The organism is Polynucleobacter difficilis (genome assembly GCF_003065365.1).
Classification (GTDB): Bacteria; Pseudomonadota; Gammaproteobacteria; order Burkholderiales; family Burkholderiaceae; genus Polynucleobacter; species Polynucleobacter difficilis.
Genome location: NZ_CP023276.1, coordinates 1,491,804 through 1,518,258 on the forward strand (window position 1 = coordinate 1,491,804; position 26,455 = coordinate 1,518,258).

A 26,455-nucleotide genomic window follows, 5' to 3' on the forward strand; every position below is an offset into this window, starting at 1 on the left:
AAAGTATATGCCCAATCCCGCTGACTACCAAATCGAAATCGCAGATGGGATTGTGTTGATCAAAAATCAAAACACCACGATCGGTTACAGCCGCTTTACTGGTGCAGGCGATGTCGAGTACATCTACGTTAACCCCATGTACCGCCGTCAAGGCTATGGCACTCTTCTACTCGATGAAATTCGCCGCACTACCGGTCAGATTGGCGCGGTCCACACGCCTGTATCGCCATTGGGAACGGCTTTCTTTGGTGCCCTGGGCATTGTCTTGCCCGATCCAGCTATACAGTAGCCAGACGCCAAAGCGAGGTAACCTCGGCCTTTCGAGCTTGATGTAAGGGGTCGCTTGCATCGCTGACTTTGGGATGATTTGGCCTAGCATCCATTTTTTCAATCACCGCTAAGCCAGCCTCCGCAATCCACGACAGCAATTGGTCGCGTGAGCGCAATTGCAAATGCTCTGCTAAGTCCGACAGAATAAGCCAGCCCTCGCCCTCTGGTAGCAGGTGCTCCTTCAATTGGGACAAAAAACTTTTGAGCATCGCGCTGTCAGGGTCGTATATGGCTCGCTCAATTGGCGAGCTGGGTCTAGCTGGCAGCCAAGGTGGATTACAGACTATCAAGGCGGCCTTTTCTGGAGGAAAGAGATCGGCATTCAGAATCTCAACTTGCTGCCCAAGGCCTAATTGCTGCATGTTTGCGGTAGCGCAGTCCAGCGCCCTCGGATCTTGGTCGGTGCCGATAATCCGCTGGATACCCCGCTGCGCCAGTACAGCAGCCAACACGCCCGTTCCTATACCAATATCAAAAGCCAATGATTTGGCTTTTAGTGCGGGCGGAAGCGGCGCCATTGCCACCAGCTCAACGTATTCGCCACGTAAAGGGGAGAAAACACCGTAATGGGGAAATAGCCGTTGCGCGCCCTCTTTAAGCGATGGAATCACGACTCCTTTTTTGCGCCACTCATGGGCACTAATGACGCCAAGTAATTCGCGCAACGAAAGTACGTAATCATCCGCCCTATTTCCAAATACCTCGAGGCACGCTTTCGTCGCATCGGGCGCCCGTCGCAGCGGAATGGTATGGTTAGCCAATAAGGGAATCAAAATCGCATCCAGAATTCTGGCGCGCTGCGCCTGGGCTTGCCGGTGCTGATTGAATACGGCTTTGGGCTCTATTGCATTGACCGCATCTGGATTTAGCTTGGCTTGGCTCGCGATTTTTTTTCGATTGCGCTTCACAGGTCGCTCAGCCCGCCGAGCCAAGGCCTGCAGCAATTGCTTGGCATTTTGATAATCACCGCGCCATAAAAAAGCACTGCCTTCGGAAGCAAGGCGGTATGCCGTGTCAGCCGTTAGTGTGTCATCTGCAATCACTACTTTTTTTGGTGGTGGCAGCCCTTTTTCGGACTGCCATCGCACATCATGAACAGCATCCTCTTCTGTCCAGCGCATGCGATTGTCACGGTCACTCATTACTGGCCTGAAGTAAGGCTGCTTTGAATTGCTCTACCGGCTGCGCACCCTGAATGAGGAGGCGATCATTCAATATCACAGCTGGTACAGAATGAATTCCGGCATCCAAATAGAATTTCTGCTGCTCCCTTACCGCATCTTTAAATTCATCACTGGCGAGTACCTCTGCAGCGCGCACGCGATCTAAGCCCGCTCTATCAACGGCATCCAGCACATTTGTGCGGTCATCTAAATTAACGGCAAGCGTGAAATATGTCCCCAATAACTCCCGTTTCAGGCGATGCTGCGCAGCACTGCCGAGCTCGATTCCAGCCCAATGCAATAGGCGGTGGCAGTCAAAGGTGTTGTAGACCCACTTGCGCCCTTCCGGGTGAAACGGAAAGCCTACCTCTGCTGCACGCTTACGAATCTGTTCTTGATTTTCACGAACCTGCTTTGGGCCAACGCCATATTTTTCAACCAAATGCTCAATCACATCTTGCCCACCTAAGGGCATAGCTGGGTTCAGCTCAAATGGCTGAAAATGCACCTCAACCTGAACCTGATCGCCTAACTCTGCTAGCGCCTGCTCGAGTGCACCCAAGGCAACAGCACACCAAGGGCATGCAATATCCGATACAAAATCAATCTTGACTGTTTTCATTTTTTTATGTCGTCTGCATTAAGCGGGTGGATGATCTTCTGGGCCTACCTTGAGGGCAATCAAAAAACGGGAAACCATGTTGTAGGCGGCGATCACGGTGACTAACTCGACCGTACAGGTATTGCCTAAGGCATCGCGCAAACGCACCATGAGCTGGTCGTCCACCTGAATGTTTCGGGTCATCTGCAACGTGAGCTCAGCAGCATCACACTCCACCGGACTAAAGCAAGCTTTAGGAAATTGCGGCGTACCGAGCAAACGCAAAGCCTCTACCTGCTCTTCAGTGCCCCCGGCTTTTCTGAACGGTGGCGCATGGTGAAAAAATTCATACTCAGCGCCGTTTAAAACTGCAACCCCACACATCGCTAACTCGCGCAACTTAGGGTCTAAGGCCAAGTTATTACGAATCTCGCCCACAAAGTGATTCCAACCCTCTGCAATGGGAATACTATGCAAGAGCATGCGATCTAAATTGATGAAGTCTCCGCCGCGGCGTTTCCGGATTGCGGCAACCAAGTCCGCAGGCTCAGCCAAATCAATCGGAATATAAGGAATGGGTCGATTTTGAGGGGTTTCAGACATAGTAAGAATTTCGTGTAGAAATGGGATTAATAAGGGCAAAGACTACCACCCAATGGCAGTGTGTTTGATAATAGAGGATGTTATTGATTACCTACCGCCAATGAAGCCGATACTTAATATTGCCGCCTACCAATTTGTTCGTCTTGAGGAGCTCGAAAGCCTGCGCCAGCAGATGCTGGGTGCCTTGAATGCACGCCAACTGAAAGGGACTATTTTGCTGGCCGGAGAAGGCATCAACCTATTCTTGGCCGGTACTGAACCCCTATTGCGGGACTTTCTAGCCTGGCTACGCAACGATCAGCGCTTTGCGCCCATTGAAGTCAAAGAAAGCTGGTCAGAGAGTCAGCCTTTTAAGAAGGCGCTAGTCAAAATCAAGAATGAAATCATTCGCATGAATCATCCTGCCATTCAACCTGAAACGGGTAGAGCCCATTTCATCACGCCTACCAAACTAGCGGAGTGGCTTGATCGCGGCACCGATGACTTAGGACGACCGGTTGTGATGATTGATACCCGCAATCAATTTGAAGTGGAATACGGTACCTTTGAAAATGCCGTGCATTTTAATATCCAAAAGTTCAGCGAATTTCCAGAAGCCATTAAGGCGCATCAAGCCGAGCTAGCAGATAAAACACTGATTAGTTTTTGTACGGGCGGGATCCGCTGTGAAAAATCAGGACTTTACATGCGCGAGATTGGCATAGAACACAGCTACCAACTCGAGGGTGGCATCCTCAAATACTTTGAGGATGTCGGCTCAGCGCACTATCAAGGCAGTTGCTTTGTCTTCGACGAGCGTGAAGCTCTAGAGCCCACCCTTGAATCAATCGGAATCGAGCAATCGATTCGTAAAAAGCAGGCTTAACTTAGGTCGATTTACCGACCAGCTCAAAATGCTCTACAAAAGGCGGTTTTGTAAAGTAAGGTCCCACAATTGCACGCCAATCGGTAAAGAGTGCGGACTCTCTAAAATCAACCATGTGATTTTCGAGCGTATCCCAGTAGATCATCAGCAAATAACGCGATGGTGATTCAATGCAGTGATTTACCTTGTAGCCACGAAAGCCTTTTGATTTTGAAATCACGGTCTCAAGACCACGAATAATGGCTTCATTAAATTCAGCTTGTTTGCTAGGATCAATTTGAATATCGCAGTGCTCCAAAATCATGGTGCATTTCCTCTTAAAAAATATGTAATCACGCTATAGTAACCCCCAATAAACCCTCTTTAGAAAAATGCGTATTTAATGCAAGCCAAGCAAGACCCTTCGAATGCCATAACGCTTTCTGCGTGGGAGCTTTTTATTGGGTTTACCAAGATTGGCCTATCGGGCTTTGGCGGTGTATTGCCTTGGGCACGCCGCACGATAGTGGAACAAAAGCAGTGGATCACTGCCGCAGAATTCAATGCCATTTTAGGAATCTGCCAGCTCGTACCTGGGCCTAATATTGTCAATCTTGCTGTGTGCGTTGGCTCCCGCTTTGGCGGCGCAAAAGGCGCACTCGCAGCGGTCATGGGCCTCATGCTAGCGCCGATTGGTGTGGTGTTGGTATTGGCCATGCTCTACGACCACTTCAGTTACCTGGAGGCAGTTCAGGGCATGCTCCGCGGCATATCCGCTGTCGGCGTTGGCTTAATTGCAGCAACGGGTTTTAAGATGTTGCGTGAAGAATTACGCTACCCATGGATGTTGCTAGTGATTATAGTAACCCTCTTTATCGCCTCCTGGCTGCGGCTGCCATTAGGGTGGGTTGTTTTAATTGCTTCGCCGCTCGCCCTATTTATTGCTTGGCATAAAACAAAGGGGGTCACGTGATCCTACTGAGTTTGTTTCTCACCTTATCTGCGTTCTCATTGATTGCCTTTGGAGGAGTCAATGCCTTATTACCAACGCTCTTTGCGATTGCGGTTGAGCAACAGCATTGGATTGACGCTGAAACCTTTACACATTATTTTGCGATTGCCCAAGCAGCACCCGGCCCCAATTTAATGACCGTCACGCTGATTGGCTGGCATGTGAGTGGCGTAGTAGGTGCGCTGATTGCAACACTGGCCATTTGCTGGCCATCCGCTATTTTGATTTTTTGGGTGCAGCGCTTGATCAGCGCAATGCGGCATGAGCGGGCCAAGCAAACCATTCAATTTGCGGCAGCGGCGCTTGCGGTTGGACTCATTCTGGCATCAGCCTGGCAGATCGCCATGCAGATTAATGCCAATTGGATTGCTTATGCTTTAACACTCGGCACTGCATTCATTGCTACCGTAACCCGCTGGCATCCGATGTACCTGATTCTGCTTGGTGCCGTTTTGGGTCTACTCGGCTTGATCTAGTTTTACTTTAGCGCCTGATACGTCAGGATACCCAAGAAAGTGAGCGCCAGCGAGCCAAGTACATGCAACAAACCCGTGCCCACCGCCCAAGTGTATTCGCCACGCTGCATCATCTCAACTACTTCTGCTGAGAAACTCGAGAAGGTCGTCAGCCCGCCCAAAAAACCGGTGATGATAAATAAACGCCACTCGGGTCCGATGGCGGCATTGTTACCAAAAAAGGCAACGGCAATGCCAACACAATAACCGCCAAATAAATTAGCTAGCAAGGTGCCCATCGGAAAGCCGGATACCATCCCCGCGCCCAAGACATTAAACCCAGCACGCAATAGCGCGCCGAAGCCCGCTCCACAAAAAATCGCAAACAGTGATGTACCCATGCCTAGATTGTAGTTAGCGGATGAGGAAGGACAGCATGCTAATTGAGCCCATCTCAATTCCATTAGTAATGATTTCTACTTGCTCGCCACCGCCTTGCAGTGCTAAGGGGTACAAAGCGGGCCAATAGTGCTCTGGCGTTGGGATCGACAGCCGAGCCGCATCACCCACTCCTTGCCATTCAAGCAAATGAGAATGCTGATTGGCCAAAAGCTGACTCATAAAGAATTGATTGAACTCGGCTGCCCATGGCAGCGGCTCTGCATCCGGATCCCAGTCGATTAAGCGCAAGTTATGCACGATGTTTCCGCTACCCAGAATCAGAATATTGTCATCGCGCAAGGGCGCCAATTGTTTGGCGAGTGCGTAGTGTTCCTTGGCGCTGAGCGATCCATCTAAGCTGAGCTGCACTACCGGCACATCGGCATTGGGATACAAATAGCGCAACACCGACCACGCTCCGTGATCGATGCCCCATTCATGCTCCTCCAACACCACCGCTTGCGTTAGCAGGGACTGGACGCGCTGCGCGAGTGCCGGGCTGCCTGGTGTGGGATATTGAATTTGAAATAAGGCCTCTGGGAAACCGCCGAAATCATGAATGGTTTTAGGCTGCTGCATTGCGGTCAACCAAACGCCTCGCGTCAGCCAATGGGCTGAGATCAGAAGAATGGCGTCGGGTTTATGAAGGCGCTTGCCGAGGGCGGCCCATGCATCCGTATGGCGGTTGGGCTCTAAGGCGTACATCGGACTACCATGCCCAATAAAAACCGTGGGCTGGCGGTGTTTGTTCATTTTCGGTGGGAAGCGGGCTTCAACCGAAAACTAAGGGCATGAATGCCGTACTGCGTTATGGCAATTAGCCAAATACGTAACCGGTATGGGCAGCAACCAAGGCAAACAATATGGCCAAGCTTGTTGCGACCGCCAACATCACGATCAAGGTGATGATCTTTTTATTGATCACGTCTTTACTTTCTTTGTGCCACTCATTCATAACTAATCCTTCAAAAGTGCATATTTATGTGCAAACTGCAATATCGCAATTATCCACCATCTGGCCATCGACTGGCCGTATTGCCGGGCTGTTTAACGGCCGCGGCCGGCTTTGCGCATCATGCCTTTGCCGCCACCAAAGCCACTGGGGGGTTTGCCGCCGGCGCCCTGAGGGCCTTTACCGGCAGGGGGACGAACAGGCGGTTTAGCCACAATGGGGCGGGCTGGAATCTTGGTAGCGGGTTTTTTTTCTTCAGTCACGTTAGGCTCCTGTGGATATCATGTTGTCATGATAAGTGCCTTTTCGATAGAAGCAATAGCCATCAATGCGATTCCCCTCATTTTGGCCATCACCATTCATGAGGCGGCGCACGGTTACATTGCAAAACGGCTGGGGGACAACACCGCCTACCTGCTCGGGCGGGTGACCTTAAATCCCTTTAAACACATCGATTTAGTCGGCACCTTGGTGATTCCATTAGCCTTAATTTTGCTCAATTTCGGCTTTTTAATCGGCTACGCCAAGCCCGTTCCGGTGCGTTTTGATCGACTTAAAAACCCCAAAATTGACATGATTTGGGTCGCCTTAGCAGGGCCTGGGTCTAACTTCATTCAGGCGATTGCGTGGGCCATCTTGTGGTTTATGCCGCAACTCCTGGGAATCGATGAGCCCTATTTAGGGGCGGTTGCCAAGGCAGGGGTGATGTGGAACATCAGCCTCTTGGTATTAAATTTACTGCCGATTCCGCCGATGGACGGTGGGCGAGTTCTAACCGGCCTATTGCCTTACCGCCAGGCAGTGACTTTTAGCCGCATTGAGCCTTGGGGCTTCTTTATCGTCTTGGGCCTAGCCCTCACGGGGCTGATTAGCATTTGGTGGATGCAGCCCTTAAGTAGCTTCTTTTTATCGATCATCCGCTTCTTAATGTGGCCCCTGCAGCACTTGTTATAAAAAAGGAGCGGCGCTTGCTTCAAAGGCGGCGAAGTGGGTTATGCTGAACCGGTAATTACCTTTTCCATTTATAAGGAGATCACATGTCCACTCATTCATTTGATACTACCGCTGGCCTGCGCACATTGGCAGCATCCATTATCTTGATTACGGCAAGTCCCGCTTCTGCGCAGTTTCAAAAACCTGAAGATGCAATCAAATATCGTCAAAGTGCATTCAGCCTGATCGGAACCCACTTCGGACGGATTGGTGCGGTTGTCAAAGGAGAAGTGCCCTACAACAAAGATGATGTTGCTAAAAATGCAGCCATCATTGCAACGCTATCCACCCTGCCATGGCAAGCTTTTGGCGCTGGCACCGAAGGTGGCAAAGCGCAACCCGGAATTTGGACTGATGCAGCTAAATTCAAAACAGGATCAGAGAAAATGCAGACCGCGATTGCTGAACTCAATCAAGCAGCGCAGTCAGGCAATCTGGAGAACATCAAAAAGGCATTTAGTGCTGCAGGACAAACCTGCAAAGCCTGCCACGACGACTTTAGAAAGAAATAATTCCTAAGGCATAGAGCAGCAGTACCGCAATTGCACACAGCGATACCAATGCAGTGAGTCGCTGTGGCGCCCCGTCTTTAGAGGCATGGAGTGCGAAAGCAGGCAGGCCACTGCCATCGCGCTCCACATCCACTTCTTTGTCACCCTGAATCATCGGCATCACGATCGATGCGCGCTTGACCCATTGGTAATACCCAATAGCCAATAGATGCAAGCCAATTAATCCAAACAAAATATTCGAGTTCAATGCATGAATGCTGCTGAGCAAACTGACGGTAGCATTGGGCACGTACTTGGCAAGCGGCCCCTGAAATGCAATGTCATCGTCGGTAAATAGACCGGTGCTGGCCTGAATACCAACTACTAGCAATAAGGCAATAACCGATAGACTGCCGAGAGGGCTGTGGCCGAGACCGCCGCCCTGCTTACCGCTAAGGAAAGCAATGAGGCGCTGTGGGCTTGGAACAAAGGTAACGAAACGCGAGTGCACGGCGCCAATAAATCCCCACAGCACCCGAAATAAAACCAAACTCAATGCAGCATAGCCAAAGTAGGCATGCCACTGCATTAGGTTCCCGCCGATGTTGACGCAGATCACCGCGCACGCAATACAGACAACCAGAAGCCAATGAAACAGCCTGGTCGGCAAATCCCAGATGCGCAGGGTTCTTTTCATACCGAAAAGAATAAAGCAATCCCACTGCCAATGCTAGCCATGAGATCGGTAATGCGACAACTTAATCGATCTTGGGCAGCTCTTTTTGAATGATCTTCAAACCTTCGCGCAAGATGGAGTCATAACGATCGCGCTCAGCACGAATGGTTTCCGGATTCCATTCAAAAAAGCCTTCACCAGTCTTCATGCCCAGCTTGCCACTCTTAACGCGATCACTCAAACTTTTAGCGATATTGGGTGAGTTATTGAGTGAAGGATAAATGCTCGCCCCTGCTGCAGCGTGGACCTCGAGTCCGGCATGGTCGCGCTGCATCACCGGACCAGCGGCAAGATAACGAAAACCAAAACCAAAGCGCACAGCCTTATCCACGTCTTCTGGGGTAGCGATACCTTCATCGATCAGATAAAACGCTTCGCGCGAGAGTGCGTGCTGCAAGCGGTTTGCCAAAAATCCATGCAAATCTTTCTTGACCATCACCGGCACCATGCCGCACGCAGTCATGAGGCGCGACAGGCTCTCGGCCACCATCTTGGCGGTTTTCTCACCACAGATCACTTCAACGCAGGGCACGATGTGCGCCGGCATAAAGAAATGCAAGCCAATCATGCGCGCCGCGGTTTTGAGACCAACCGCAATCTCGCTAATCGGAAAGCTTGAACTATTGCTGGCCAAAACGGCTTCGGGCTTAGCCCGCTTTTCCAGTTCCGCAAAAAGCGATTGCTTTAAGTCGAGTCGCTCGGGTATGCATTCAATCACCAAATCGACATCGGCCCAATCAACTTCATCCAATGAACCAGCCACAGTCAATAAATGAATGCGGTTTTCATAACCTAATTCGGTCATGGCATTCGCAAAATAATTGGGTAGGTGTGCACGGCGCTCGGTGGTCAACTCAACCACTTGCGTGGCACAGCCGCCACGCGCGCATACGGCCGCAACATCGGCGCCCATGGTACCGCCACCGATAATGACGACCTTCGTTTCAGCTGGAGTAAACAGCATCTTATTTTCCTTTTAGCAATGGTGCAAAGCGCGTTGCTGCTGGCACCATAAAATCAAAATCGCAACCTACATCTGCCTGCGTCACCGTGGTTTGGTAAAGATGGCGGTAGCCTGTGGCAGGAATATTCAAACGCACTGCAGGCGGCGCTAGTTCAGCAAGGCGGCGCGCAATTTCTGCATCGTCCACCAATAACTCAATGCGGCGTTCGTCCACATTCAATTCAATGATGTCACCGTTGTGCACAATCGCAAGCGGGCCATTTTCTGCCGACTCGGGGGTAACGTGCAAGACGATGGTGCCAAAAGCAGTACCACTCATACGCGCATCGGAGATCCGCACCATGTCTTTGACTCCCGCCTGCGCAAGCTTTTTCGGGATTGGCAAATAGCCCGCCTCTGGCATGCCGGGGGCACCCTTTGGACCAGCATTTTGCAAGACCAACACATCATCCGCTTTGACATCTAAATCATCTTGATCAATGCGCAGTGCCAAATCTTCCAGTGAACTAAATACCACTGCGCGGCCACGGTGCTTAAGCAGAGAAGGAGATGCTGCCGAGTGTTTAATTACGGCACCACGGGGTGCTAAATTGCCTTTTAATACCGCTAAGCCGCCAACCGGGAAAATGGGTTCTTGTGCAATCCGAATGACTTTGCGATTACGTGTCACAGGAGCAGCATCGATCTCTTCGCCCAAGGTTCTGCCGCTCACTGTCATGCAATCCAAATACAGAAGGGGTTTGAGTTCGCGTAACACCGCCATGAGTCCACCATCTTCATTGAGGTGTTCCATGTAATGCATGCCACTGGGTTTTAAATCAACCAGCACTGGCACATTACGGCCCAAACGATCAAATGCCTCAAGGTCAATTTTGATGCCCAAGCGAGCAGCAATCGCTGTGAAATGAATTAAGGCATTGGTTGATCCGCCAATCGCATGCAGCACTGTCAAGGCGTTCGTTAGCGACTCCAAGGTCAGAATGCGTGCTGGCGTTAACGCTTGCGCCGATGGCATCTTAGCCAACTCCACCGCCCTGCGGCCCGTTAACTCTGCCAAGCGAAAGCGTTCAGCCATCACGGCCGGTACTGCTGCCGTTCCAGGCAAGCTCATGCCGGCTGCCTCAACCATGCAAGCGATGGTGCTGGCGGTGCCCATCACCATGCAGGTGCCGGTCGTGGGGGCCAGTTTTTCATTCACCGCATCGATCTCCGTTTGATCGATTTCATTGGCGCGGAACTTAGCCCAATAGCGGCGGCAGTCGGTGCAAGCACCCAAACGATCACCTTGATACGTTGTGGTCAGCATCGGCCCGGTTGGAATCGAGATGACGGGCACATCAACACTGGCCGCGCCCATCAGCTGTGCGGGTATGGTCTTGTCGCAACCGCCAATCAAGATGACGGCATCGACGGGTTGAGCACGCATCATTTCTTCGGTATCGAGCGCCATCAAATTACGCAAATACATGCTGGTTGGAAATGCAAAGGACTCATGCACCGATATAGTTGGAAAAACCATCGGCATGCCGCCCGCTTGCATCACGCCGCGCTTAGCGGCTTCAATCATTTGCGGCACGTTGCCATGGCATGGGTTGAAATCGCTGAAGGTGTTCGTAATACCGATAATGGGTCGGTCGAGGGCGCTATCACTAAAACCCATGGCCTTGATGAAGGCTTTTCGCAGAAATAGGGAGAAACCAGCATCACCGTAACGGGTTAAACCCTTACGCATGCCGCTTGGATTGTCATTGGAGTTCGCTGAATTGCTCAAGGGGGCTGTCCTGTTGGTGTAGGTCTGAGAAAGTGGTGAATTTGTTAAATCCACTTACAATAGCGCATTATTTCAATAAAAATAGTAGTGAGACATGATCCCCGTCAATTCGGTGTTGCAGGTCGGTTCGTTTCCAGAAGTGATGCAAGCGGAGATCAACCGAAGCCTGAAAACAGTGCAATTAATCAATCCCCATGAACCTGCTCCTGCCGGTTCCTATGAGGCGATCCTGACGCGCTCCAACACCCCGATTCCGGAAAGCTTGCTCCGCCAGATTCCGAACCTGAAAGTCATCGCCTGCTGCGGCGTTGGTTACGACAATCTTCCTTTAGATTACCTCAAGGCCCACCGCATTCAGGCAAGCACGACCCCGGGAGTGCTCAACGATGCAGTATGTGAGCTGGGCATCGGCCTCCTGTTTGCCTTGCTGCGTCGCCTACCTGCCGCCGATCTATTTGCCCGCTCCGGCGAATGGCAAGCGCAAGCCTTCCCGATTACAACGACCTTGGCCGGCAAAACGGTTGGTATTGTGGGCTTAGGGCGAATTGGCCAGGACCTCGCTAAGCGCCTTGAGGCATTTGGTGTGACCATCGCCTATACCGGGCCAAGCGCCAAACAATCTTCTTATGCCTTCTATAAGAGCGCAGTTGCCCTGGCCGAGGTAGCCGATGTACTCATATTGACTTGCCCAGGCGGTCCCGAAACCGAGCGAATGATCGACGCAAACGTCTTAAACGCCCTTGGGCCGAAAGGGTATTTAGTGAATATTGCCCGCGGGAGTGTCATCGATGAATCGGCACTAATTTCTGCATTGCAGCAAAATCGCATCGCCGGGGCTGCACTGGATGTTTTTGAGAATGAACCCCAATTGAATTCCGCCTTCATCCCACTTCATAATGTTGTGCTGAGCCCCCACATCGGCAGCGCTACGCGTGAAACACGCCAAGCCATGACCCGTTTAGCAATTGATAACTTAGAAGCTTTTTTTAACCACCGTCCTTTATTAACACCGATCCACTAGAAACCGGAGATCCCATGTTGACCCCCAAGCCTTCCTCATTGTCCGCAGTCCTCTCGCCTGTTATCACTCCATTTAATGCGGATGGCAGTCCGAATGTTCAAAAGCTTCTGAAACAATGCAAATGGCTTGAGGCCAATGGCGTTGGTCATGCCGTCTTTGGCACTAACTCCGAAGCAAACTCAATCTCGACTGCGCAAAAACTGCATGTACTCGATGAGCTCATTCGTGGCGGATTAGATCCTGCGCACATGATGCCCGGTACCGGCGCTTGCTCAATTGATGCGGCTGTGCAAATGACCAAGGCGGCAGTAGATGCCAAATGCGGCGGTGTCTTGATGCTACCGCCCTTCTATTACAAGGACATTTGCGATGATGGCTTGTTTGCGCACTTTGCAGAGGTGATTGAAAAGGTGGGCGATTCCAAGTTGCAGATTTACATTTACAACATTCCACCGGTGACTAAGATTTCATTAAGCCTGTCACTGCTAGAGCGACTGGTCAAGGCCTACCCCAACACGGTGATTGGCATGAAAGACAGCTCAGGCGATTGGGCTTACACCGAGTCCGTGATTAAGCTATTGGCTCCCGAAGGTTTCCGAGTCTATGCTGGTAGCGAAGTATTTTTAATGCGCACGATGCGCGCTGGCGGCGTCGGCTGTATCTCAGCAACGGCGAACGTAAACCCCAAGGCCATTGCTACTTTGGCTGCAAACTGGCAAGCCGCTGGCGCAGATCAGCATCAAGCGGAATTGGATCAAGTGCGTGCCATCTTCCAAAAGTATCAGATGATTGCTGCTCTTAAAACAGCGGTAGCCCACTACAGCAAAGATGCCGACTGGCTGCGCATACGTCCACCTTTGATGCCTTTGGGCGCCGATCAGCAAAAGAAATTAATCCACGAATTGGAGCAAATTCACTTCTCCATGCCCGGTCTTTAAGGAATCAGTTGGATTTTTGCCAAATATAATGTTTACTTGCTACACCCTTTAATAAAACGTACTAGGAGATACCAAAAAATGAAACTCTTTAAAATTCTTGCACTGACGCTCAGCCTAGGCTGCATGAGCGTTCAAGCGCAAAACTTATCGATTGCCACTGGCGGTACAGGCGGCGTTTATTACCCCATGGGCGGCGGCTTGGCAGCAGTATTGTCAAAGCACGTTTCTGGTATGTCCGCTACTGCCGAAGTAACCGGTGGCTCAGTTGATAACCTCAAGCTAATTGGTACAGGTAAACCCTATGTTGGCTTCTCGATGGCCGATGCTGCAAAAGACGCTATTTCGGGTGAAGACAAATTTAAGGGCAAGCCAATTGATCTACGCACCTTATTGATTCTGTATCCAAACCTGATGCACGTAGCTACGGTCGAGTCGACTGGCATTAAAACAATGCAAGACCTCAAAGGCAAGCGCGTTAGCACTGGCTCCCCCGGCAGCGCTACTGAAGTAATGGCCTTCCGTCTCTTAGAGGCAGCTGGCTTAGACCCAAATAAAGATGTGAAACGCGAGCGTTTGAGCGTTGCTGAGTCTGTCAATGCCGTAAAAGACCGCAAAATCGATGCATTCTTTTGGGTTGGCGGACTGCCAACAGCAGCAGTTACTGATTTAGCCAACAGCCCTGGCATGAAAATTGTGATGGTAGATACATCTGCTGAAGTTCCAGCGATGAATAAGAAGTATGGCAACCTGTATTTCCCATCGACCATCTCAAAGCAAACCTATAGCGGCATGGCAAAAGACAATAGCGTTGCTGCCGTTGCCAATATTTTGGTTGTCAGCTCCGCCATGTCGGATGCCGAAGCCTACAAAATCGTCAAGGCTATTTTTGATAACCAGTTGGAACTCGTTCGTTCGCACGCAGAGTATCGCAATGTGAAGCTCGAGAATCAAAAGGCAGGCTCAACACCGGTTGCATATCACCCAGGCGCCTTAAAGTACTTTAAAGAAAAAGGCATCAAGGTAAATTAATTACCTAAATTGCAATGGTGTTTGAATTGAAGATAGAAAATTAGGCAGGGACATGACCCAAGCAGCAATTGATACAGCAACACAAGAAAAGTTAGACGCCTTCATTAAGCAGGAAGAAGGCGACTCCAATGACTACAAAGGGCTATTGGCTAAATTTATAGTCCTGGTTGCTGTGGGTATGTCCTTGTTTCATTTATATGCAGCTTATTACATCGTGCCAACCCACCAGTTACGGGTTGTGCACGTTGCTTTAGTTCTTTTTTTACTGTTTCTGAGTTTTCCAATTTCCAATCGCTTTAAAAATCGATTGATGTGGTGGGACGTTATTTTTAGTCTCCTTGCAATCTACATTTCGTATTACGTCTTGAGTGGTGGCGATGACTTTACCGATCGCAACACCGCACCCGACCCCAAGGATGTTTATTTAGGTATTGCTTTAATTCTCCTTATTTTGGAGGGCGTACGCCGTACGAACGGCATGATCCTCGTTGGTGTCACCGTTTGTTTCTTGCTGTATGCCCTTTTTGGCAACCATTTACCGGCGCCATGGACACATAAAGGGTACGAATTAGATCGCCTCGTCGGCTTTATGTACATGACCCTAGAGGGCATCTACGGCACTGCGATTGACGTGTCTGCAACCCTCATTATTTTGTTTACGATCTTTGGCGCTTTTTTGCAATTCACGGGCGCAGGCAAGTTCTTTATTGATTTTTCCTTTGCTGCCATGGGCGGTAAATCCTCCGGTGTAGGCCGCACGATTGTGCTCTCGTCTTTCTTACTTGGCGGCCCCTCTGGCTCTGGTGTTGCTACAACCGTTACCGTTGGATCGGTTGCTGCCCCCATGCTCGATAAAGTGGGTTACGAAAAAAATGCCGCAGGCGGCTTACTAGCAGCAGGCGGATTGGGTGCGATTATTTCCCCTCCGGTACTCGGCGCTGCCGCTTTCTTAATTGCTGACTTTTTGAAGATTTCCTATTTGGATGTGCTCTTAATGGCGTGCATTCCAACCATCTTGTTTTACCTTGGCTTGTTTGTCATGGTTGAGATCGATGTACGTAAGTACAAGATGAAGAGCATTCATTTCGAATCTGCGGAATCGGCATGGCAACTCACAAAGAAGTATTGGTTTCACTTCTTTTCGCTCATTTCCATCGTAGTCTTCATGCTGATGGGCTTTTCTCCGGTATTGTCGGTGTTTGCTGCAACTGTGGTCTCGGCCTTGACCAGCATGTTGCGCGAAGATACGGCAATCATTCCGTACGCTTGGTTTAAAGGCAAGATGCCGATTCTGTCTGGCCTATACAACTCCAATCTAACTAAATCGTTGGCTGCAGGCTCTACTGGTGTCTTGGCAATTGCAGCTACCTGCGCGGGCGCTGGACTCATTGTTGGTACCGTTACCCTCACCGGCCTTGGTCTCAAATTTAGTTCGATTGTTATTCAGTATGCCGATGGCTCTTTACTTCTGACCGCCATCTTCACCGCCTTAGTGGTGTGGGTTGTTGGCCTGGCCGTTCCGGTTACAGCCTCTTACATTATTTGCGCGGTGATCGCAGCCCCTGCCCTGATTAACTTAGGTGTGCCCGCATTTGCGGCACACATGTTCATTTTCTATTACGCCGTTCTCTCCGAGGTATCCCCGCCTACTGCCCTATCGCCGTTTGCGGCTGCGGCGATCTGTAAAGGCGACCCCTATAAAACAACGCTGCAATCTTGGAAGTACGTTGCACCCGCAATTTTGGTGCCCTTTATGTTTGTGCTGGATAAGTCTGGTGTTAGTTTGTTGCTGATGGGCTCTACCGCTGCGCTTGAGCAAGCGAACTGGAGTGAGATCGCCTGGATTACATTTACTGCCATTGCCGGAATTATTTGCCTTGCGGGCGGTTTGCAAGGCTGGTTTATTGAGAAGACCAATCGCGTGGAGCGTATTGTCATGATTGCATCCGGCGTAGCGCTTGCCTACCCAACCAATGAGGCTGACATTGGCGGATTCATCGGCTTTGGCTTGGTGCTACTCTCCCAAATTATTCGTAACCGCCGTCAGCGACCACCAGCGATCGCCTAAAGCTGCTTACATTCGGTCTTCAGGTTTCGATCAAATAATGCCCTGCCCATGCGGGGCATTTTCTTTTGGTTGGACGAACTTGCTTCTTTCAATTAACATATGTACACTGTACATATGACTTCATTAAGATTTGAATGGGAGCCCAGAAAAGCTCTAGCCAACCTAAAGAAACACGGCATTTCTTTTGAAGAGGCGAAATCTGTGTTTTATGATGAAAGTGCTAAGTTAATTTCCGATCCAGATCATTCGGAGGATGAAGACAGATTTATCTTGCTGGGAGTAAGTCATTCTCTTCGCTTAATTTTGGTTTGCCATTGTTATCGAAGCGAGGGTAATGTCGTTCGTATTATTTCGGCTCGTAAGGCAACTGCCAAAGAGTCAAAAGCTTATTAAAGGTGATGAAGATGCGTAAAGAATATGATTTCTCAAAAGCACGTAAAAACCCATATGCTTCTATGCTCAAGAAGCCTATAACCATTAGATTGGACGAGGATTCAGTGAGCTACTTTAAATCGGTATCAGAAGAGGTGGGCATTCCTTATCAAAGCCTTATTAATCTCTATTTAAGAGATTGTGCAGCCACCCATAAGAAATTAAATCTTAGCTGGAAGTAGTCTAGGGGGAGAGTGAGAATCTCCTGAGGCCCTCGTTCGATTCCGCCCCAGGCCACCAATAAATACCAAAACCACCTTCGGGTGGTTATTTTTTGGATATCCGCTTAGGGTCGATTGCGAACATTAAAAGACCAACGGGTAGGTAAGATGATTACTTGGTGATTTTGCTCCAAGCCGATTTGCCTGCGTACTTTTGAATCGTTTTCTCATCGAATTCAAAACCCAGTCCTGGGGTTTTGTGCAAAATCAAATCGCCATTTTTAAAGGTCAACTGCTTGTTGATTAAGTTGCGGAAATTGAGTACCTGATCGTCTAGGAAAAACTCGACGAAGCGCGCATTGGGTGTTGCCGCAACCAGCGGGGCGTGTAGATCATGCATCCAGTGCGGACAAACCGTCACACCCTTGCAGTCAGCGTATGCTGAAATCCGGCGCCACTCGGTAATACCACCACATACGGCTGCATCCGATTGCAGGATCGCTGCGCCACCGGCCTCAATCAACTCCCTAAAGCGCCAACGCCCTGCTTCCATCTCACCGGTTGCAACATTGATGGTGGTGCGCTGCGCAAGCGCAGCATGCAAATCAATCGCATCGGGTGAGAAAGGCTCTTCAATCCAGTAGGGGTTGTAATCTTCAAAACGGCGGACGTACTCAAGGGCAGTTGGTAAATCACGCCATGCATTATTCGCATCAAGCGTGAGCAATACATCATCGCCCACTGCAATGCGTGCCGCCCGGACACGTTCCTCTTCTTCTCTTGGGGAGAGGCGGCCGACTTTCATTTTGACGGCCTTAAAGCCCTGTTTAACATAGGACTCCATTTCCTTACCCAGCTTGGCAGGAGTTTTACCTTCCAGGTAATAGCCGCCGCTGGCATAGGCCGGCACTCGGTCCTCCACTACCGATCCCAAATACTGGTGCAGCGGTAAACCGGCTGAGCGCGCATTAAGGTCCCATAAAGCCGTATCTAAAATGGAGATGGCGCGCATCACCGAACCAGCGCGCCCCTGGAGAATCGATTCATCGTACATCTCCATCCATAGGCCTTCGGAGCGGTGGCTATTTTGACCAATCAGTTTTTTGGCGAGTAGCTGCTCAACCGCCACTTTGGCAATCGCACCGCCTGCACTCCCCACATAACAAAATCCAATACCCTCAAGACCCTCTTTGCTTCGTACTTTGACGATGCAGTAATGGCGCTCTGAAACGGTTCGCGTTGAAAATGAGGTGACCTTATCCAATGGCACACTTACCGCAGCTACCTGGATTGATTCAATAATGGGCATGGCTACTCCTTCTAAGATGAAAAGATTGTAGACACAATAAAGCCAACTTAATTTGACCGCGCGCAATTGGCAATTAATGTTGCACTGCAAAATCATAATCTGACACTGGGTGCACAATATTAGATAATCAGGGGGTGAATCTGTTTTTGATCCCCCTCTTGCGCGGTGCACAAGCGTACTTCATCCCCTTCTTGGCGATCATGGGCTTAGGCGGCTACCTCGGTATGCCAATTGCCTCGACTGAGGCGAATGCACAAACGACACCAAATCGCAGCAAGGTAGTTGTTAAAAATAATCCTAAGCAAACTGGTATTAAGGCTCCCCGCCCAGCAAACCAATCCCTTGCGCCCAAAAATTCCAGCTTGGTTGATACCAGCAAAGACGGTGAATTAAATCGAGACGCGGGTGGCAACTTGGATTTTCGAGTGCAGCGCGGTTGCATTAAAACCGATTCGCTGGATGGTAATTTACCCGCACGACTCGGTATTAACGATGCGGCTTTTTTTGAATTCTTTCAAAGTCAAACGCGTAGCTTCTTTTCTGGGCTGCGTGGCAATTGCATTCCCTACGCAGTCGCATTTGGCAAACGCAATCGCTTTGATTCCCTTAGCATCATGAATGGTCCTATACGCGATGCCAACACCCAAATCTTGACCTTTACCCCATCGGCCTTTGGTGGGTTCTTAACTCAAGAAGACCGCCTGCAATCGCAATCCCCCAATCTAGTGGAAGTAGAGCTATCCCTATCCGATGTCTTATATGACGCCAAAAAAGTGGGCGATATCCTGCCCGTTGAGTTGGTCTGGGAACTGAACTCCATCGTGAAGCAGTTGTATCCCGAAGACAGCCCAACCACTGCCATTAATGCCAACCAGGTTCGATTGATTGTGGACTTTGGTGATCGCGATCGCTGGGCTCAAATCTGGGCCGTTGAAATTATTAATACCGTGAGTCAAGAGGTGCTTGCGAGTGCATTCTGGGTTGATCGCAATGACATTCCCGGCGGATTTTTTACCGCTTCGGGTGAGTCAATAGAACGCTCCTTCTGGACCAATCCACTGAGCTATCGCCGCATATCGCGGGGCGTGGGTAGCGTCCGTGCTGGGCGTGCCAAAGTACCCGCCAAGCAAGCAGGCCAAGCCCCAGCCACGGTGCAGCGTTGGCGTACCCATATGGGCATTGATTACGCAGCCCCAACTGGCACTCCGGTCTTTAGTGTTGCTAACGGAAAAATTGCGTACCTTGGTTACAACGGGGCATTTGGTAATCTGATTATTGTTGAGCACCCAGGCAACTACCGCACGTACTACGCCCATTTGAGTAATTACAACGTTGAACTCAGTGTTGGTAATGATGTACGTCGTGGTCTTGAGATTGGCTACGTCGGCTCAACCGGACGATCCAGTGGACCGCACCTGCATTACGAGTTACGGCGAGATGGTACCTACATTGATCCCTATAGTCCTGCCGCGCAGCTCGATCTTTGGTCCATGCGCGATAGCGATAGCGGTCAATTCACACGCCAACTCCTGCTTCTCGGCAGCTTACCGAATAATGAGTAATACTCCCGCCATGAATTCGTCTGCCTTGCATTTACAAAACCTAGCCTGCATGCGCGGTGGCAAAACCCTATTTGCCGATCTTTCGGTGGTGCTTGAACCCGGTCACCTCTTGCGCATCACCGGTAGCAACGGCGCCGGAAAGTCGAGTTTGTTGCGCATGCTCTGCGGTCTATTAACACCCAGCATGGGTAGCATTCAGTGGGGAGAAAACCCAATCCTTGCGGATCGTGATTTTTTTCATACGCAACTGATTTACTTAGGTCACACTCCAGCACTCAAGGGCGATCTTAGTGCCGAAGAAAACATCATTGCAGCAGGCAGTCTCAGTGGTGATGTAATTACGAGCAGCATGGCACGCGCCGCCTTGGCTAACTCAGGCTTAGGTCATCTGGCTAGTAGATTAGCGCGGACCTTCTCGCAAGGGCAAAAGCAACGGGTTGCCTTGGCGCGCCTGCAGTTGGCACAAGACAAACCATTGTGGCTACTCGATGAGCCATTTAATGCACTGGATCAGGATGCCAATGAAGCCCTGCAAGCATTGATTCAAGGGCATTTAAGCAGAGGTGGCATGGTCGCCTTAAGCAGCCATCAACTGGTCGCCCTTGATCGGATCGACCGCGTAGTTCGGGTGAACTTATGAGTGCACGTCTATCCATCCCAAAAGTCATGCTCGCCATTGTGCGGCGTGACTTGAGTTTGGCTCTGCGTCGCAAGAACGATAGCCTATCTGCTTTGTTTTTCTTTATCGTGGTCGCGAGTTTGTTTCCCTTGGGGATTGGACCAGAGCCAACGCTGCTCGCCAAAATTGCGCCGGGGATGCTTTGGATCGCAGCCCTATTAGCAGCAATGCTTTCACTGGGGCGGTTGTTTGCAGATGACTTCCAAGATGGCACCCTAGATCAATTGGTGTTGACTGCCATTCCATTGCCACTCGCCGTTCTGTCGAAAACGGCAGCGCACTGGATTAGCTCTGGGCTCATCCTCACCATTGCTTCTCCTATCCTGGCGATTCAATTTAATCTGGACGCTCAAAGCACCGGTATTTTGGTGCTCTCTCTCCTGATTGGCACCCCCCTGCTGAGCTTAATTGGCTCGATCGGCGCAGCACTAACCTTAGCAACGCGTGGCGGGGGCATGTTGCTGTCTTTGCTGGTTTTGCCGCTGGTCATACCAGTCCTTATTTTTGGAGCCGGCGCAGTCGACGCCCACCACGCTGGCCTGCCAGTCGATGGTCATTTTTACCTCTTGGGTGCAATGCTGGCGATTGCCCTGTTTTTTGCCCCCATCGCGACCGCAGCCAGCCTACGAATCGCCGTGGAATAAGCTGGCTAAGCTAAAATCAGGCACACTAACGCATGCTCTAACTACTTTTAAATAAAGACTATTTCCTGTGTTCTCCTCCGGCATCAATTGGTTTAAGTACGCTGCGCCACAACGCTTTTATGCCTTAACTGGTACGCTGATTCCGTATTGCGTTGCGATTGCCGTGATTACCACCATTATTGGTTTAACGATTGGCCTTTTAATTGCGCCGAGTGACCACCAACAAGGTGAGTCCTATCGCATCATTTTTATTCATGTGCCTGCTGCATGGATGTCGATGGTCATTTACTTAGCGGTGGCATTCTGGGCGGCAATTGGACTTATTTTTAATGCTCGTCTGGCTAGCATGTTTGCCCTGGCCTTAGCCCCCACCGGCGCCCTGATGACCTTTATTGCTCTATGGACCGGATCCCTGTGGGGCAAGCCCACCTGGGGCACCTATTGGGTATGGGATGCGCGTTTAACCTCAGAGCTTATTTTGCTTTTTTTATACCTGGGTTTTTTATCCCTGCACGCATCGATTGAAGATACCCGCAAGGCTGATCGCAGCGCCGCTGTATTAGCCATCGTTGGCGTGGTGAATATTCCGATCATCTACTTTTCAGTGAAGTGGTGGAATACCTTGCATCAAGGTGCTTCCGTCAGCCTAACCAAAGCCCCCACCATGGCAACCCAAATGTTGACCGGCATGCTGATCATGACGATCGCCTTTTGGGCCTACTCCTTTGCTTTGAGTTTCTACCGTTGCCGCACCCTCATTTTGGAGCGGGAGCGCCATACCGCATGGGCGCAGGAGGCAGTGAAATGATTTACTGGAATAGCCTTAGTGATTTTCTGCAAATGGGCGGCCACGGCCCCTTTGTATGGGGGTCCTTTGCGGTGACTGCCCTTGTTTTTGCCATTGAAATCATGCAGATCCGTAGGCAGCGTCGCCTGACCGAAGCCAGCATTCGGGATGAGTCGTACGCCACTGAAAAAAATTAGGCAAAATAAGGACTTATGAAACCCCGCACAAAACGCGGTCTGGCAATCCTTGGTGGCGTAACGTGCATTGCATTTGCCACGTATATGGTATTCCAGACCTTCCAAAGCAATTTGGTGTTCTTCTACAGTCCGAGTCAAATTGCGGCCAATGAGGCACCCAAAGACCGTGCATTCCGCGTTGGCGGCATGGTCGAAGAAAATTCCATCAAGCGCGATGCGGGCGGACTCAAGGTGAGTTTTGTAGTGACTGATTTTGCGCACCGCATTGAAGTCAGTTACGAGGGCTTATTGCCAGACTTATTTAAAGAAGGCAAAGGGGTTGTGGCTGAGGGTCGCCTCAATTCCACAGGTTCTTTTACGGCAAGCCAAGTTCTGGCAAAGCACGATGAAAACTACATGCCGCCCGAAGCAGCAGAAGCCTTAGCTAAAGCGAAGAAACCATGATTCCTGAAATTGGCCAAGTTGCTTTAATTCTGGCATTGATGACAGCGCTGGTGCTGGGCATTGCTCCCCTCGTTGGCGCGCAAACCAACCGGCCTGCCCTCATGAATTTAGCCAGGCCATCCGCCATTGCGCTCTTTTTGTGGGTAACCGTCTCTTATATCTGCCTCGTCATCTCGTTTATCAATAATGACTTCAGTGTGCTCAACGTGGCACAAAACTCCAACTCTGCGCTTCCTTTGATGTATCGCATTGGCGCTTCATGGGGCAGCCATGAGGGCTCGATTTTATTGTGGTGCTTCATGATGGCCGGCTGGACTATTGCGGTTGCTATTTTTTCCAAGCACTTACCCATCAAAATGATTTCACGCATTCTCGGCGTGCTGGGCTTGCTCAATATCGGTGTGCTCTTGTTTACTTTGCTCACGTCCAATCCGCTGGACCGTATGCTTCCGGCAGCACTGGAGGGCAAAGACCTCAATCCCTTGCTACAAGATCCCGGCATGATTATTCATCCGCCTTTTTTGTACATGGGCTACGTTGGCTCTGCGGTTGCCTTTGCATTTGCCATTGCGGCCCTACTCTCCGGCCGTTTAGACGCAGCCTGGGCAAGGTGGTCAAGACCATGGGTGACTTCGGCCTGGTGTTTTTTAACCATCGGTATTGCACTCGGTAGTGCTTGGGCTTATTACGAATTGGGTTGGGGCGGCTGGTGGTTTTGGGATCCGGTTGAGAATGCCTCCTTCATGCCTTGGCTCGTCGGTACCGCATTGATTCACTCGCTAGCTGTCACTGAAAAACGCGGTGGCTTCAAGATGTGGACCGCTCTCTTGGCAATCCTGGCTTTCTCACTTTCGCTACTCGGCACCTTCTTGGTTCGCTCCGGAGTCATCACCTCAGTACATGCATTTGCTACCGACCCAAAGCGCGGTATTTTCATTCTCGGCTTCCTCGCTCTTGTAGTTGGCGGTTCGCTATTGCTGTTTGCATGGCGCGCGCCGAAAGCCAATATTGGTGGTGATTTTGGTACCGTGTCACGCGAGAGTATGTTACTCAGTAACAACGTCTTACTTTTAGTCGCAACAGCGGCAGTCCTGCTTGGCACTTTGTATCCGATGCTGCTTGATGCCCTGGATCTAGGCAAGATCTCAGTGGGCGTTCCCTACTTTGAGGCGGTGTTTGTGCCGCTGATGACGCCAGCACTCTTCTTGATTGGTATCGGCCCCATCGCACGCTGGCGTCAATCCCCCGTCATTGATTTAGCGCATAAATTAAAGTGGGCTGCTGCAGTGAGTGTAATTAGCGCCATCCTCGCCCCACTGGTGCTGCGCACCTGGACTCCACTGGTTGGCTTTGGCCTGTTTTTGGCAATCTGGATTATTGCGACGACCTGCACCCAATTGGTCGAGCGCGCTTTTAGCAATCGGGATCGTGGTGTGATTAAAAATCTTGCTGCTCAGCCGGCGAGTTATTACGGCATGTTCCTGGCTCACATTGGCGTTGCGGTTTTTATTATTGGCATAACCGGCGTGCGTGGCTTTGAGTCGGAAAAAGACATTCGTATGGCAATCGGCAGCAGCATTGAGGCCGGTGGATATAACTTCCAATTTTTAGGTGTTCAAGCGATTGATGGTCCGAATTACAAAGCAGTTCGAGGCGTGTTTGATGTCAGCCAGAACGGCAAAGTAGTCACGCGCATGGCACCGGAAAAACGGGTCTATAACGCCAGTCAAATGCCCATGACCGAAGCGGCGATTGATCCAGGCTTTACACGCGACCTCTATGTCTCCCTGGGTGAGCCAATCAATGCCAATGAGTGGACGGTACGGATTCATATCAAACCGTTTGTGGACTGGATTTGGGGCGGTTGCTTATTCATGGCCTTGGGTGGATTTTTGGCGATCACGGATCGACGCTACCGGAAGCGTAAATGAAACGGTATTTGATTCCCATCGGAATTTTTGTCGTCTTTTTTGGCTTCTTGGCTGCCGGCCTCCAGCTGAATCCGCGTGAAGTGCCATCCCCGCTCATCAATAAAAGTGCGCCCACATTTAACCTGCCCATTTTAGGTAAAGAGAATGCGAGTTTTTCGCCAGAAGAGATGCGCGGCAAGGTATGGGTTTTCAATGTGTGGGCTTCGTGGTGTGCAGCGTGCCGCGACGAACATCCCCATTTAATCCAGTTTGCGAAAACCCAATCAACTCCCCTGCTCGGCTTGGATTACAAAGATAAGCCAGAGGATGCCATCCGCTGGCTAAAAGAGCACGGCAATCCCTATGCCTTATCGGTTGTCGATCTCAAGGGGCAAGTTGGCATTGACTATGGCGTCTACGGCGTACCGGAAACCTTCGTCATTGATAAGGCGGGGTTGATTCGACTCAAGCACATCGGCCCATTGACCCCAAGCGTGATCGAAGAAAAGATCTTGCCGCTGATTCAGAAACTCAATAGCTAAAGCATGGTCCACTCTCTAAGCGCAGGCCTGCACCAAACCCGATCTCTATTGCGATCTGTGTTGACTAGCGCCTGCTTGACGATGGGTTTATTTGCTCCAGGAGCAATGCTTTCAGCACAAGAGGCTCGGCCTGTTGCCCAGGATCCAGTGCTTGAGAAAAAAGTGATTACCCTGTCCAATGAATTGCGCTGCTTGGTTTGCCAAAATCAAACCATCGCTGACTCCAATGCGGAATTAGCTGTTGATCTGCGCAATCAAGTACGCAAACAACTCAGTGAAGGTAAATCGGATCGCGAGATTTTGGATTACATGGTACAGCGCTATGGTGAGTTTGTTTTGTACCGTCCGCCACTCAGCTACAAAACCATTTTGCTTTGGGCTGGCCCATTTGCACTCTTATTGATTGCTATGTTTATTTTGGTTCAGCAAATTCGCTTGCGTCACAAACGCCTTGCCTCGGAAGAATTCGATCAAACCGATTTATCCCGAGCCCGCAAACTACTTGATTCCGCACCGGGAGATCGCTCATGATGACTTTCTTAACCATTGCCATTGGCATGATTGCGATTGCGACCATCCTCTTAGTATTGCCCTTGCGCAAAAAAACGGTTGCCGCCACAGGCGAGCAAGAAGAGAACATTATTATTCTGCGTGACCAACTCAGCCAGCTCGATGTCGACTTTGCGGAAGGCCGTATTGCCGCAGACCAACTGCAAGATGCGCAGCGTGATATTGAAAAACGCTTGCTACTGGAAGAGCGTGCGATTGCTGCTGATCAAGCCCCGGTAGGCGCTAAGCCCAAGCGCATTTTATTTCCAGCACTCCTCATCGGTATTGGCGTACCCGTCTGCACCGTAGCGCTCTACCTTTGGATTGGTAATCCAGTGGCGACCGATCCCCTCGCTCAGAGCCAGCAGCCCGCCCTGACGCAGCAAGACATCCAAAACATGGTTGAGCAGCTCGCGACTCGTCTAGAAAAAGATCCAAACAATCCGGAAGGCTGGCAAATGCTGGCGCGCTCCTACGCCGCAATGCAGCGCTTTCCTGAGGCTGCCAAGGCCTATAAGAAGGCGATGGAGCTCAATCCGAATAATGCCCAGTTAACCATCGATTACGCCGACTTTTTGGCCTACCAAAACCAAAGTGCCAAGGGTGAGCCGATGCGCCTTATCCTGCGCGCCCTTGAACTCGATCCCAGCAACATTAAGGCCCTCGCACTGGCTGGCACCGCCTACTACGAAGAAGGTCAGTTTGATAAAGCAGAGCAATACTGGGCAAGGGGCTTAAAACTGGTTCCACCCGATGGTGAAGTAGCTAAGGCCTTTACCGACAATATTGCCGATGCTCGTCAGGCAGCAAGCGCAAAGAAAAAGTAA

At 50.5% G+C, this 26,455-nt stretch carries 34 protein-coding genes; 22 read left to right on the forward strand and 12 right to left on the reverse strand.

Annotated elements, in window-relative coordinates:
* The first annotated feature begins 7 nt into the window (after nt 1-7).
* On the forward strand, nt 8-289 hold the full coding sequence (locus tag AOC34_RS07590; protein ID WP_108469497.1) for a GNAT family N-acetyltransferase: 282 nt from the start codon (nt 8-10) through the stop codon (nt 287-289).
* On the opposite strand, the gene AOC34_RS07595 is transcribed toward AOC34_RS07590, so the two are convergent.
* Genes AOC34_RS07595 through AOC34_RS07605 form a run of 3 tightly spaced genes read right to left on the reverse strand, consistent with a single transcriptional unit; the run spans nt 279 to nt 2,697 of the window.
* Nucleotides 279-1,472: a methyltransferase gene (locus tag AOC34_RS07595; protein ID WP_108469498.1), complete on the reverse strand. Its 1,194-nt coding sequence runs from the start codon at nt 1,470-1,472 to the stop codon at nt 279-281. The genes AOC34_RS07590 and AOC34_RS07595 overlap by 11 nt on opposite strands.
* The gene (locus AOC34_RS07600) at nt 1,465-2,115 is read right to left on the reverse strand and encodes a DsbA family oxidoreductase (protein WP_108469499.1); all 651 of its coding nucleotides are present in this window, start codon (nt 2,113-2,115) and stop codon (nt 1,465-1,467) included. Before AOC34_RS07600 ends, AOC34_RS07595 begins: the two co-directional genes overlap by 8 nt.
* An 18-nt stretch (nt 2,116-2,133) precedes the next feature.
* Nucleotides 2,134-2,697, reverse strand: a complete 564-nt coding sequence (locus tag AOC34_RS07605; protein WP_108469500.1) for a carboxymuconolactone decarboxylase family protein — start codon at nt 2,695-2,697, stop codon at nt 2,134-2,136.
* A 100-nt stretch (nt 2,698-2,797) separates the two neighbouring features.
* Between AOC34_RS07605 and AOC34_RS07610 the strand changes: the two genes are divergently transcribed.
* On the forward strand, nt 2,798-3,562 hold the full coding sequence (locus tag AOC34_RS07610) for a sulfurtransferase (RefSeq protein ID WP_108469501.1): 765 nt from the start codon (nt 2,798-2,800) through the stop codon (nt 3,560-3,562).
* 1 nt (nt 3,563) lies between these two features.
* On the opposite strand, the gene AOC34_RS07615 is transcribed toward AOC34_RS07610, so the two are convergent.
* Entirely contained in the window at nt 3,564-3,866 is a 303-nt protein-coding gene (locus AOC34_RS07615) for an antibiotic biosynthesis monooxygenase family protein (RefSeq protein WP_108469502.1), read from the reverse strand.
* Between the two features lie 78 nt (nt 3,867-3,944).
* Between AOC34_RS07615 and AOC34_RS07620 the strand changes: the two genes are divergently transcribed.
* Together AOC34_RS07620 and AOC34_RS07625 are read left to right on the forward strand one after the other, a co-directional pair.
* Nucleotides 3,945-4,514, forward strand: a complete 570-nt coding sequence (locus tag AOC34_RS07620) for a chromate transporter (RefSeq protein WP_108469503.1) — start codon at nt 3,945-3,947, stop codon at nt 4,512-4,514.
* Nucleotides 4,511-5,029, forward strand: coding sequence for a chromate transporter (locus AOC34_RS07625; RefSeq protein ID WP_108469504.1), 519 nt, complete (start codon nt 4,511-4,513; stop codon nt 5,027-5,029). Before AOC34_RS07620 ends, AOC34_RS07625 begins: the two co-directional genes overlap by 4 nt.
* Nucleotides 5,030-5,031: 2 nt before the next feature.
* Here AOC34_RS07625 and crcB read toward each other — a convergent pair whose 3' ends face one another.
* The 4 genes from crcB to AOC34_RS10245 form a co-directional block, all read right to left on the reverse strand.
* A complete protein-coding gene (gene crcB, locus AOC34_RS07630) occupies nt 5,032-5,409 on the reverse strand; it encodes a fluoride efflux transporter CrcB (protein ID WP_108469505.1) in 378 nt (125 codons plus the stop codon).
* Between the two features lie 13 nt (nt 5,410-5,422).
* Nucleotides 5,423-6,202: a 4,5-DOPA-extradiol-dioxygenase gene (gene ygiD / locus AOC34_RS07635; RefSeq protein WP_108469506.1), complete on the reverse strand. Its 780-nt coding sequence runs from the start codon at nt 6,200-6,202 to the stop codon at nt 5,423-5,425.
* 64 nt (nt 6,203-6,266) lie between these two features.
* A complete protein-coding gene (locus AOC34_RS10300) occupies nt 6,267-6,404 on the reverse strand; it encodes a hypothetical protein (protein WP_199908282.1) in 138 nt (45 codons plus the stop codon).
* Nucleotides 6,405-6,496: 92 nt separating this feature from the next.
* Nucleotides 6,497-6,664 carry a hypothetical protein gene (locus AOC34_RS10245; RefSeq protein WP_159074838.1) on the reverse strand — a complete coding sequence of 56 codons (168 nt, stop codon included), beginning with the start codon at nt 6,662-6,664 and terminating at the stop codon, nt 6,497-6,499.
* Nucleotides 6,665-6,692: 28 nt separating this feature from the next.
* Here AOC34_RS10245 and AOC34_RS07640 point away from each other — a divergent pair, with 28 nt between their 5' ends.
* Both AOC34_RS07640 and AOC34_RS07645 read left to right on the forward strand, forming a co-directional pair.
* Complete coding sequence (locus AOC34_RS07640) at nt 6,693-7,355, forward strand: site-2 protease family protein (protein ID WP_108469507.1); 663 nt, start codon at nt 6,693-6,695, stop codon at nt 7,353-7,355.
* 83 nt (nt 7,356-7,438) lie between these two features.
* On the forward strand, nt 7,439-7,906 hold the full coding sequence (locus tag AOC34_RS07645) for a c-type cytochrome (protein ID WP_108469508.1): 468 nt from the start codon (nt 7,439-7,441) through the stop codon (nt 7,904-7,906).
* Here AOC34_RS07645 and AOC34_RS07650 read toward each other — a convergent pair.
* The 3 genes from AOC34_RS07650 to AOC34_RS07660 all read right to left on the reverse strand — a co-directional run bounded on the left by AOC34_RS07650 (nt 7,893) and on the right by AOC34_RS07660 (nt 11,317).
* The gene (locus tag AOC34_RS07650; protein WP_108469509.1) at nt 7,893-8,582 is read right to left on the reverse strand and encodes a cytochrome b/b6 domain-containing protein; all 690 of its coding nucleotides are present in this window, start codon (nt 8,580-8,582) and stop codon (nt 7,893-7,895) included. The two genes, AOC34_RS07645 and AOC34_RS07650, sit on opposite strands and share 14 nt — an antisense overlap.
* Nucleotides 8,583-8,643: 61 nt before the next feature.
* Nucleotides 8,644-9,585 carry a 3-hydroxyacyl-CoA dehydrogenase family protein gene (locus AOC34_RS07655; protein ID WP_108469510.1) on the reverse strand — a complete coding sequence of 314 codons (942 nt, stop codon included), beginning with the start codon at nt 9,583-9,585 and terminating at the stop codon, nt 8,644-8,646.
* A gap of 1 nt (nt 9,586) precedes the next feature.
* Entirely contained in the window at nt 9,587-11,317 is a 1,731-nt protein-coding gene (locus AOC34_RS07660; RefSeq protein WP_108469511.1) for an IlvD/Edd family dehydratase, read from the reverse strand.
* 133 nt (nt 11,318-11,450) lie between these two features.
* Here AOC34_RS07660 and AOC34_RS07665 point away from each other — a divergent pair, with 133 nt between their 5' ends.
* The 6 genes from AOC34_RS07665 (at nt 11,451) to AOC34_RS07690 (ending at nt 17,026) form a co-directional block, all read left to right on the forward strand.
* On the forward strand, nt 11,451-12,377 hold the full coding sequence (locus AOC34_RS07665) for a 2-hydroxyacid dehydrogenase (RefSeq protein ID WP_108469512.1): 927 nt from the start codon (nt 11,451-11,453) through the stop codon (nt 12,375-12,377).
* Between the two features lie 14 nt (nt 12,378-12,391).
* Nucleotides 12,392-13,315 carry a dihydrodipicolinate synthase family protein gene (locus AOC34_RS07670; RefSeq protein ID WP_108469513.1) on the forward strand — a complete coding sequence of 308 codons (924 nt, stop codon included), beginning with the start codon at nt 12,392-12,394 and terminating at the stop codon, nt 13,313-13,315.
* 78 nt (nt 13,316-13,393) lie between these two features.
* Nucleotides 13,394-14,344: a TAXI family TRAP transporter solute-binding subunit gene (locus tag AOC34_RS07675; RefSeq protein ID WP_108469514.1), complete on the forward strand. Its 951-nt coding sequence runs from the start codon at nt 13,394-13,396 to the stop codon at nt 14,342-14,344.
* 52 nt (nt 14,345-14,396) lie between these two features.
* Nucleotides 14,397-16,412 carry a TRAP transporter permease gene (locus AOC34_RS07680; protein WP_108469515.1) on the forward strand — a complete coding sequence of 672 codons (2,016 nt, stop codon included), beginning with the start codon at nt 14,397-14,399 and terminating at the stop codon, nt 16,410-16,412.
* A gap of 99 nt (nt 16,413-16,511) precedes the next feature.
* A complete protein-coding gene (locus AOC34_RS07685) occupies nt 16,512-16,805 on the forward strand; it encodes a BrnT family toxin (protein ID WP_234408074.1) in 294 nt (97 codons plus the stop codon).
* An 11-nt stretch (nt 16,806-16,816) separates the two neighbouring features.
* The gene (locus AOC34_RS07690) at nt 16,817-17,026 is read left to right on the forward strand and encodes a BrnA antitoxin family protein (protein WP_028818794.1); all 210 of its coding nucleotides are present in this window, start codon (nt 16,817-16,819) and stop codon (nt 17,024-17,026) included.
* A gap of 151 nt (nt 17,027-17,177) precedes the next feature.
* On the opposite strand, the gene AOC34_RS07695 is transcribed toward AOC34_RS07690, so the two are convergent.
* Entirely contained in the window at nt 17,178-18,314 is a 1,137-nt protein-coding gene (locus AOC34_RS07695; protein WP_108470114.1) for a mandelate racemase/muconate lactonizing enzyme family protein, read from the reverse strand.
* Between the two features lie 134 nt (nt 18,315-18,448).
* Here AOC34_RS07695 and AOC34_RS07700 point away from each other — a divergent pair, with 134 nt between their 5' ends.
* From AOC34_RS07700 to ccmI, 10 genes are all read left to right on the forward strand, one after another.
* Complete coding sequence (locus AOC34_RS07700; RefSeq protein WP_234408075.1) at nt 18,449-19,876, forward strand: M23 family metallopeptidase; 1,428 nt, start codon at nt 18,449-18,451, stop codon at nt 19,874-19,876.
* Nucleotides 19,869-20,516 carry a cytochrome c biogenesis heme-transporting ATPase CcmA gene (gene ccmA, locus AOC34_RS07705; protein WP_108469517.1) on the forward strand — a complete coding sequence of 216 codons (648 nt, stop codon included), beginning with the start codon at nt 19,869-19,871 and terminating at the stop codon, nt 20,514-20,516. The genes AOC34_RS07700 and ccmA overlap by 8 nt, the downstream gene beginning before the upstream one ends.
* Nucleotides 20,513-21,199: a heme exporter protein CcmB gene (gene ccmB, locus AOC34_RS07710; protein WP_234408076.1), complete on the forward strand. Its 687-nt coding sequence runs from the start codon at nt 20,513-20,515 to the stop codon at nt 21,197-21,199. Before ccmA ends, ccmB begins: the two co-directional genes overlap by 4 nt.
* 67 nt (nt 21,200-21,266) lie before the next feature.
* Nucleotides 21,267-22,007 carry a heme ABC transporter permease CcmC gene (gene ccmC, locus AOC34_RS07715; RefSeq protein WP_108469518.1) on the forward strand — a complete coding sequence of 247 codons (741 nt, stop codon included), beginning with the start codon at nt 21,267-21,269 and terminating at the stop codon, nt 22,005-22,007.
* Nucleotides 22,004-22,183: a heme exporter protein CcmD gene (gene ccmD / locus AOC34_RS07720; protein ID WP_108470117.1), complete on the forward strand. Its 180-nt coding sequence runs from the start codon at nt 22,004-22,006 to the stop codon at nt 22,181-22,183. Before ccmC ends, ccmD begins: the two co-directional genes overlap by 4 nt.
* Before the next feature lie 15 nt (nt 22,184-22,198).
* A complete protein-coding gene (ccmE, locus tag AOC34_RS07725; RefSeq protein WP_108469519.1) occupies nt 22,199-22,627 on the forward strand; it encodes a cytochrome c maturation protein CcmE in 429 nt (142 codons plus the stop codon).
* A complete protein-coding gene (locus AOC34_RS07730) occupies nt 22,624-24,558 on the forward strand; it encodes a heme lyase CcmF/NrfE family subunit (RefSeq protein ID WP_108469520.1) in 1,935 nt (644 codons plus the stop codon). The genes ccmE and AOC34_RS07730 overlap by 4 nt, the downstream gene beginning before the upstream one ends.
* On the forward strand, nt 24,555-25,079 hold the full coding sequence (locus tag AOC34_RS07735; RefSeq protein WP_108469521.1) for a DsbE family thiol:disulfide interchange protein: 525 nt from the start codon (nt 24,555-24,557) through the stop codon (nt 25,077-25,079). Before AOC34_RS07730 ends, AOC34_RS07735 begins: the two co-directional genes overlap by 4 nt.
* Before the next feature lie 3 nt (nt 25,080-25,082).
* Nucleotides 25,083-25,610 (forward strand): cytochrome c-type biogenesis protein, encoded by a 528-nt coding sequence (locus AOC34_RS07740; protein ID WP_325051256.1) that lies wholly within the window; start codon nt 25,083-25,085, stop codon nt 25,608-25,610.
* Nucleotides 25,607-26,455, forward strand: a complete 849-nt coding sequence (gene ccmI / locus AOC34_RS07745; protein WP_108469523.1) for a c-type cytochrome biogenesis protein CcmI — start codon at nt 25,607-25,609, stop codon at nt 26,453-26,455. The genes AOC34_RS07740 and ccmI overlap by 4 nt, the downstream gene beginning before the upstream one ends.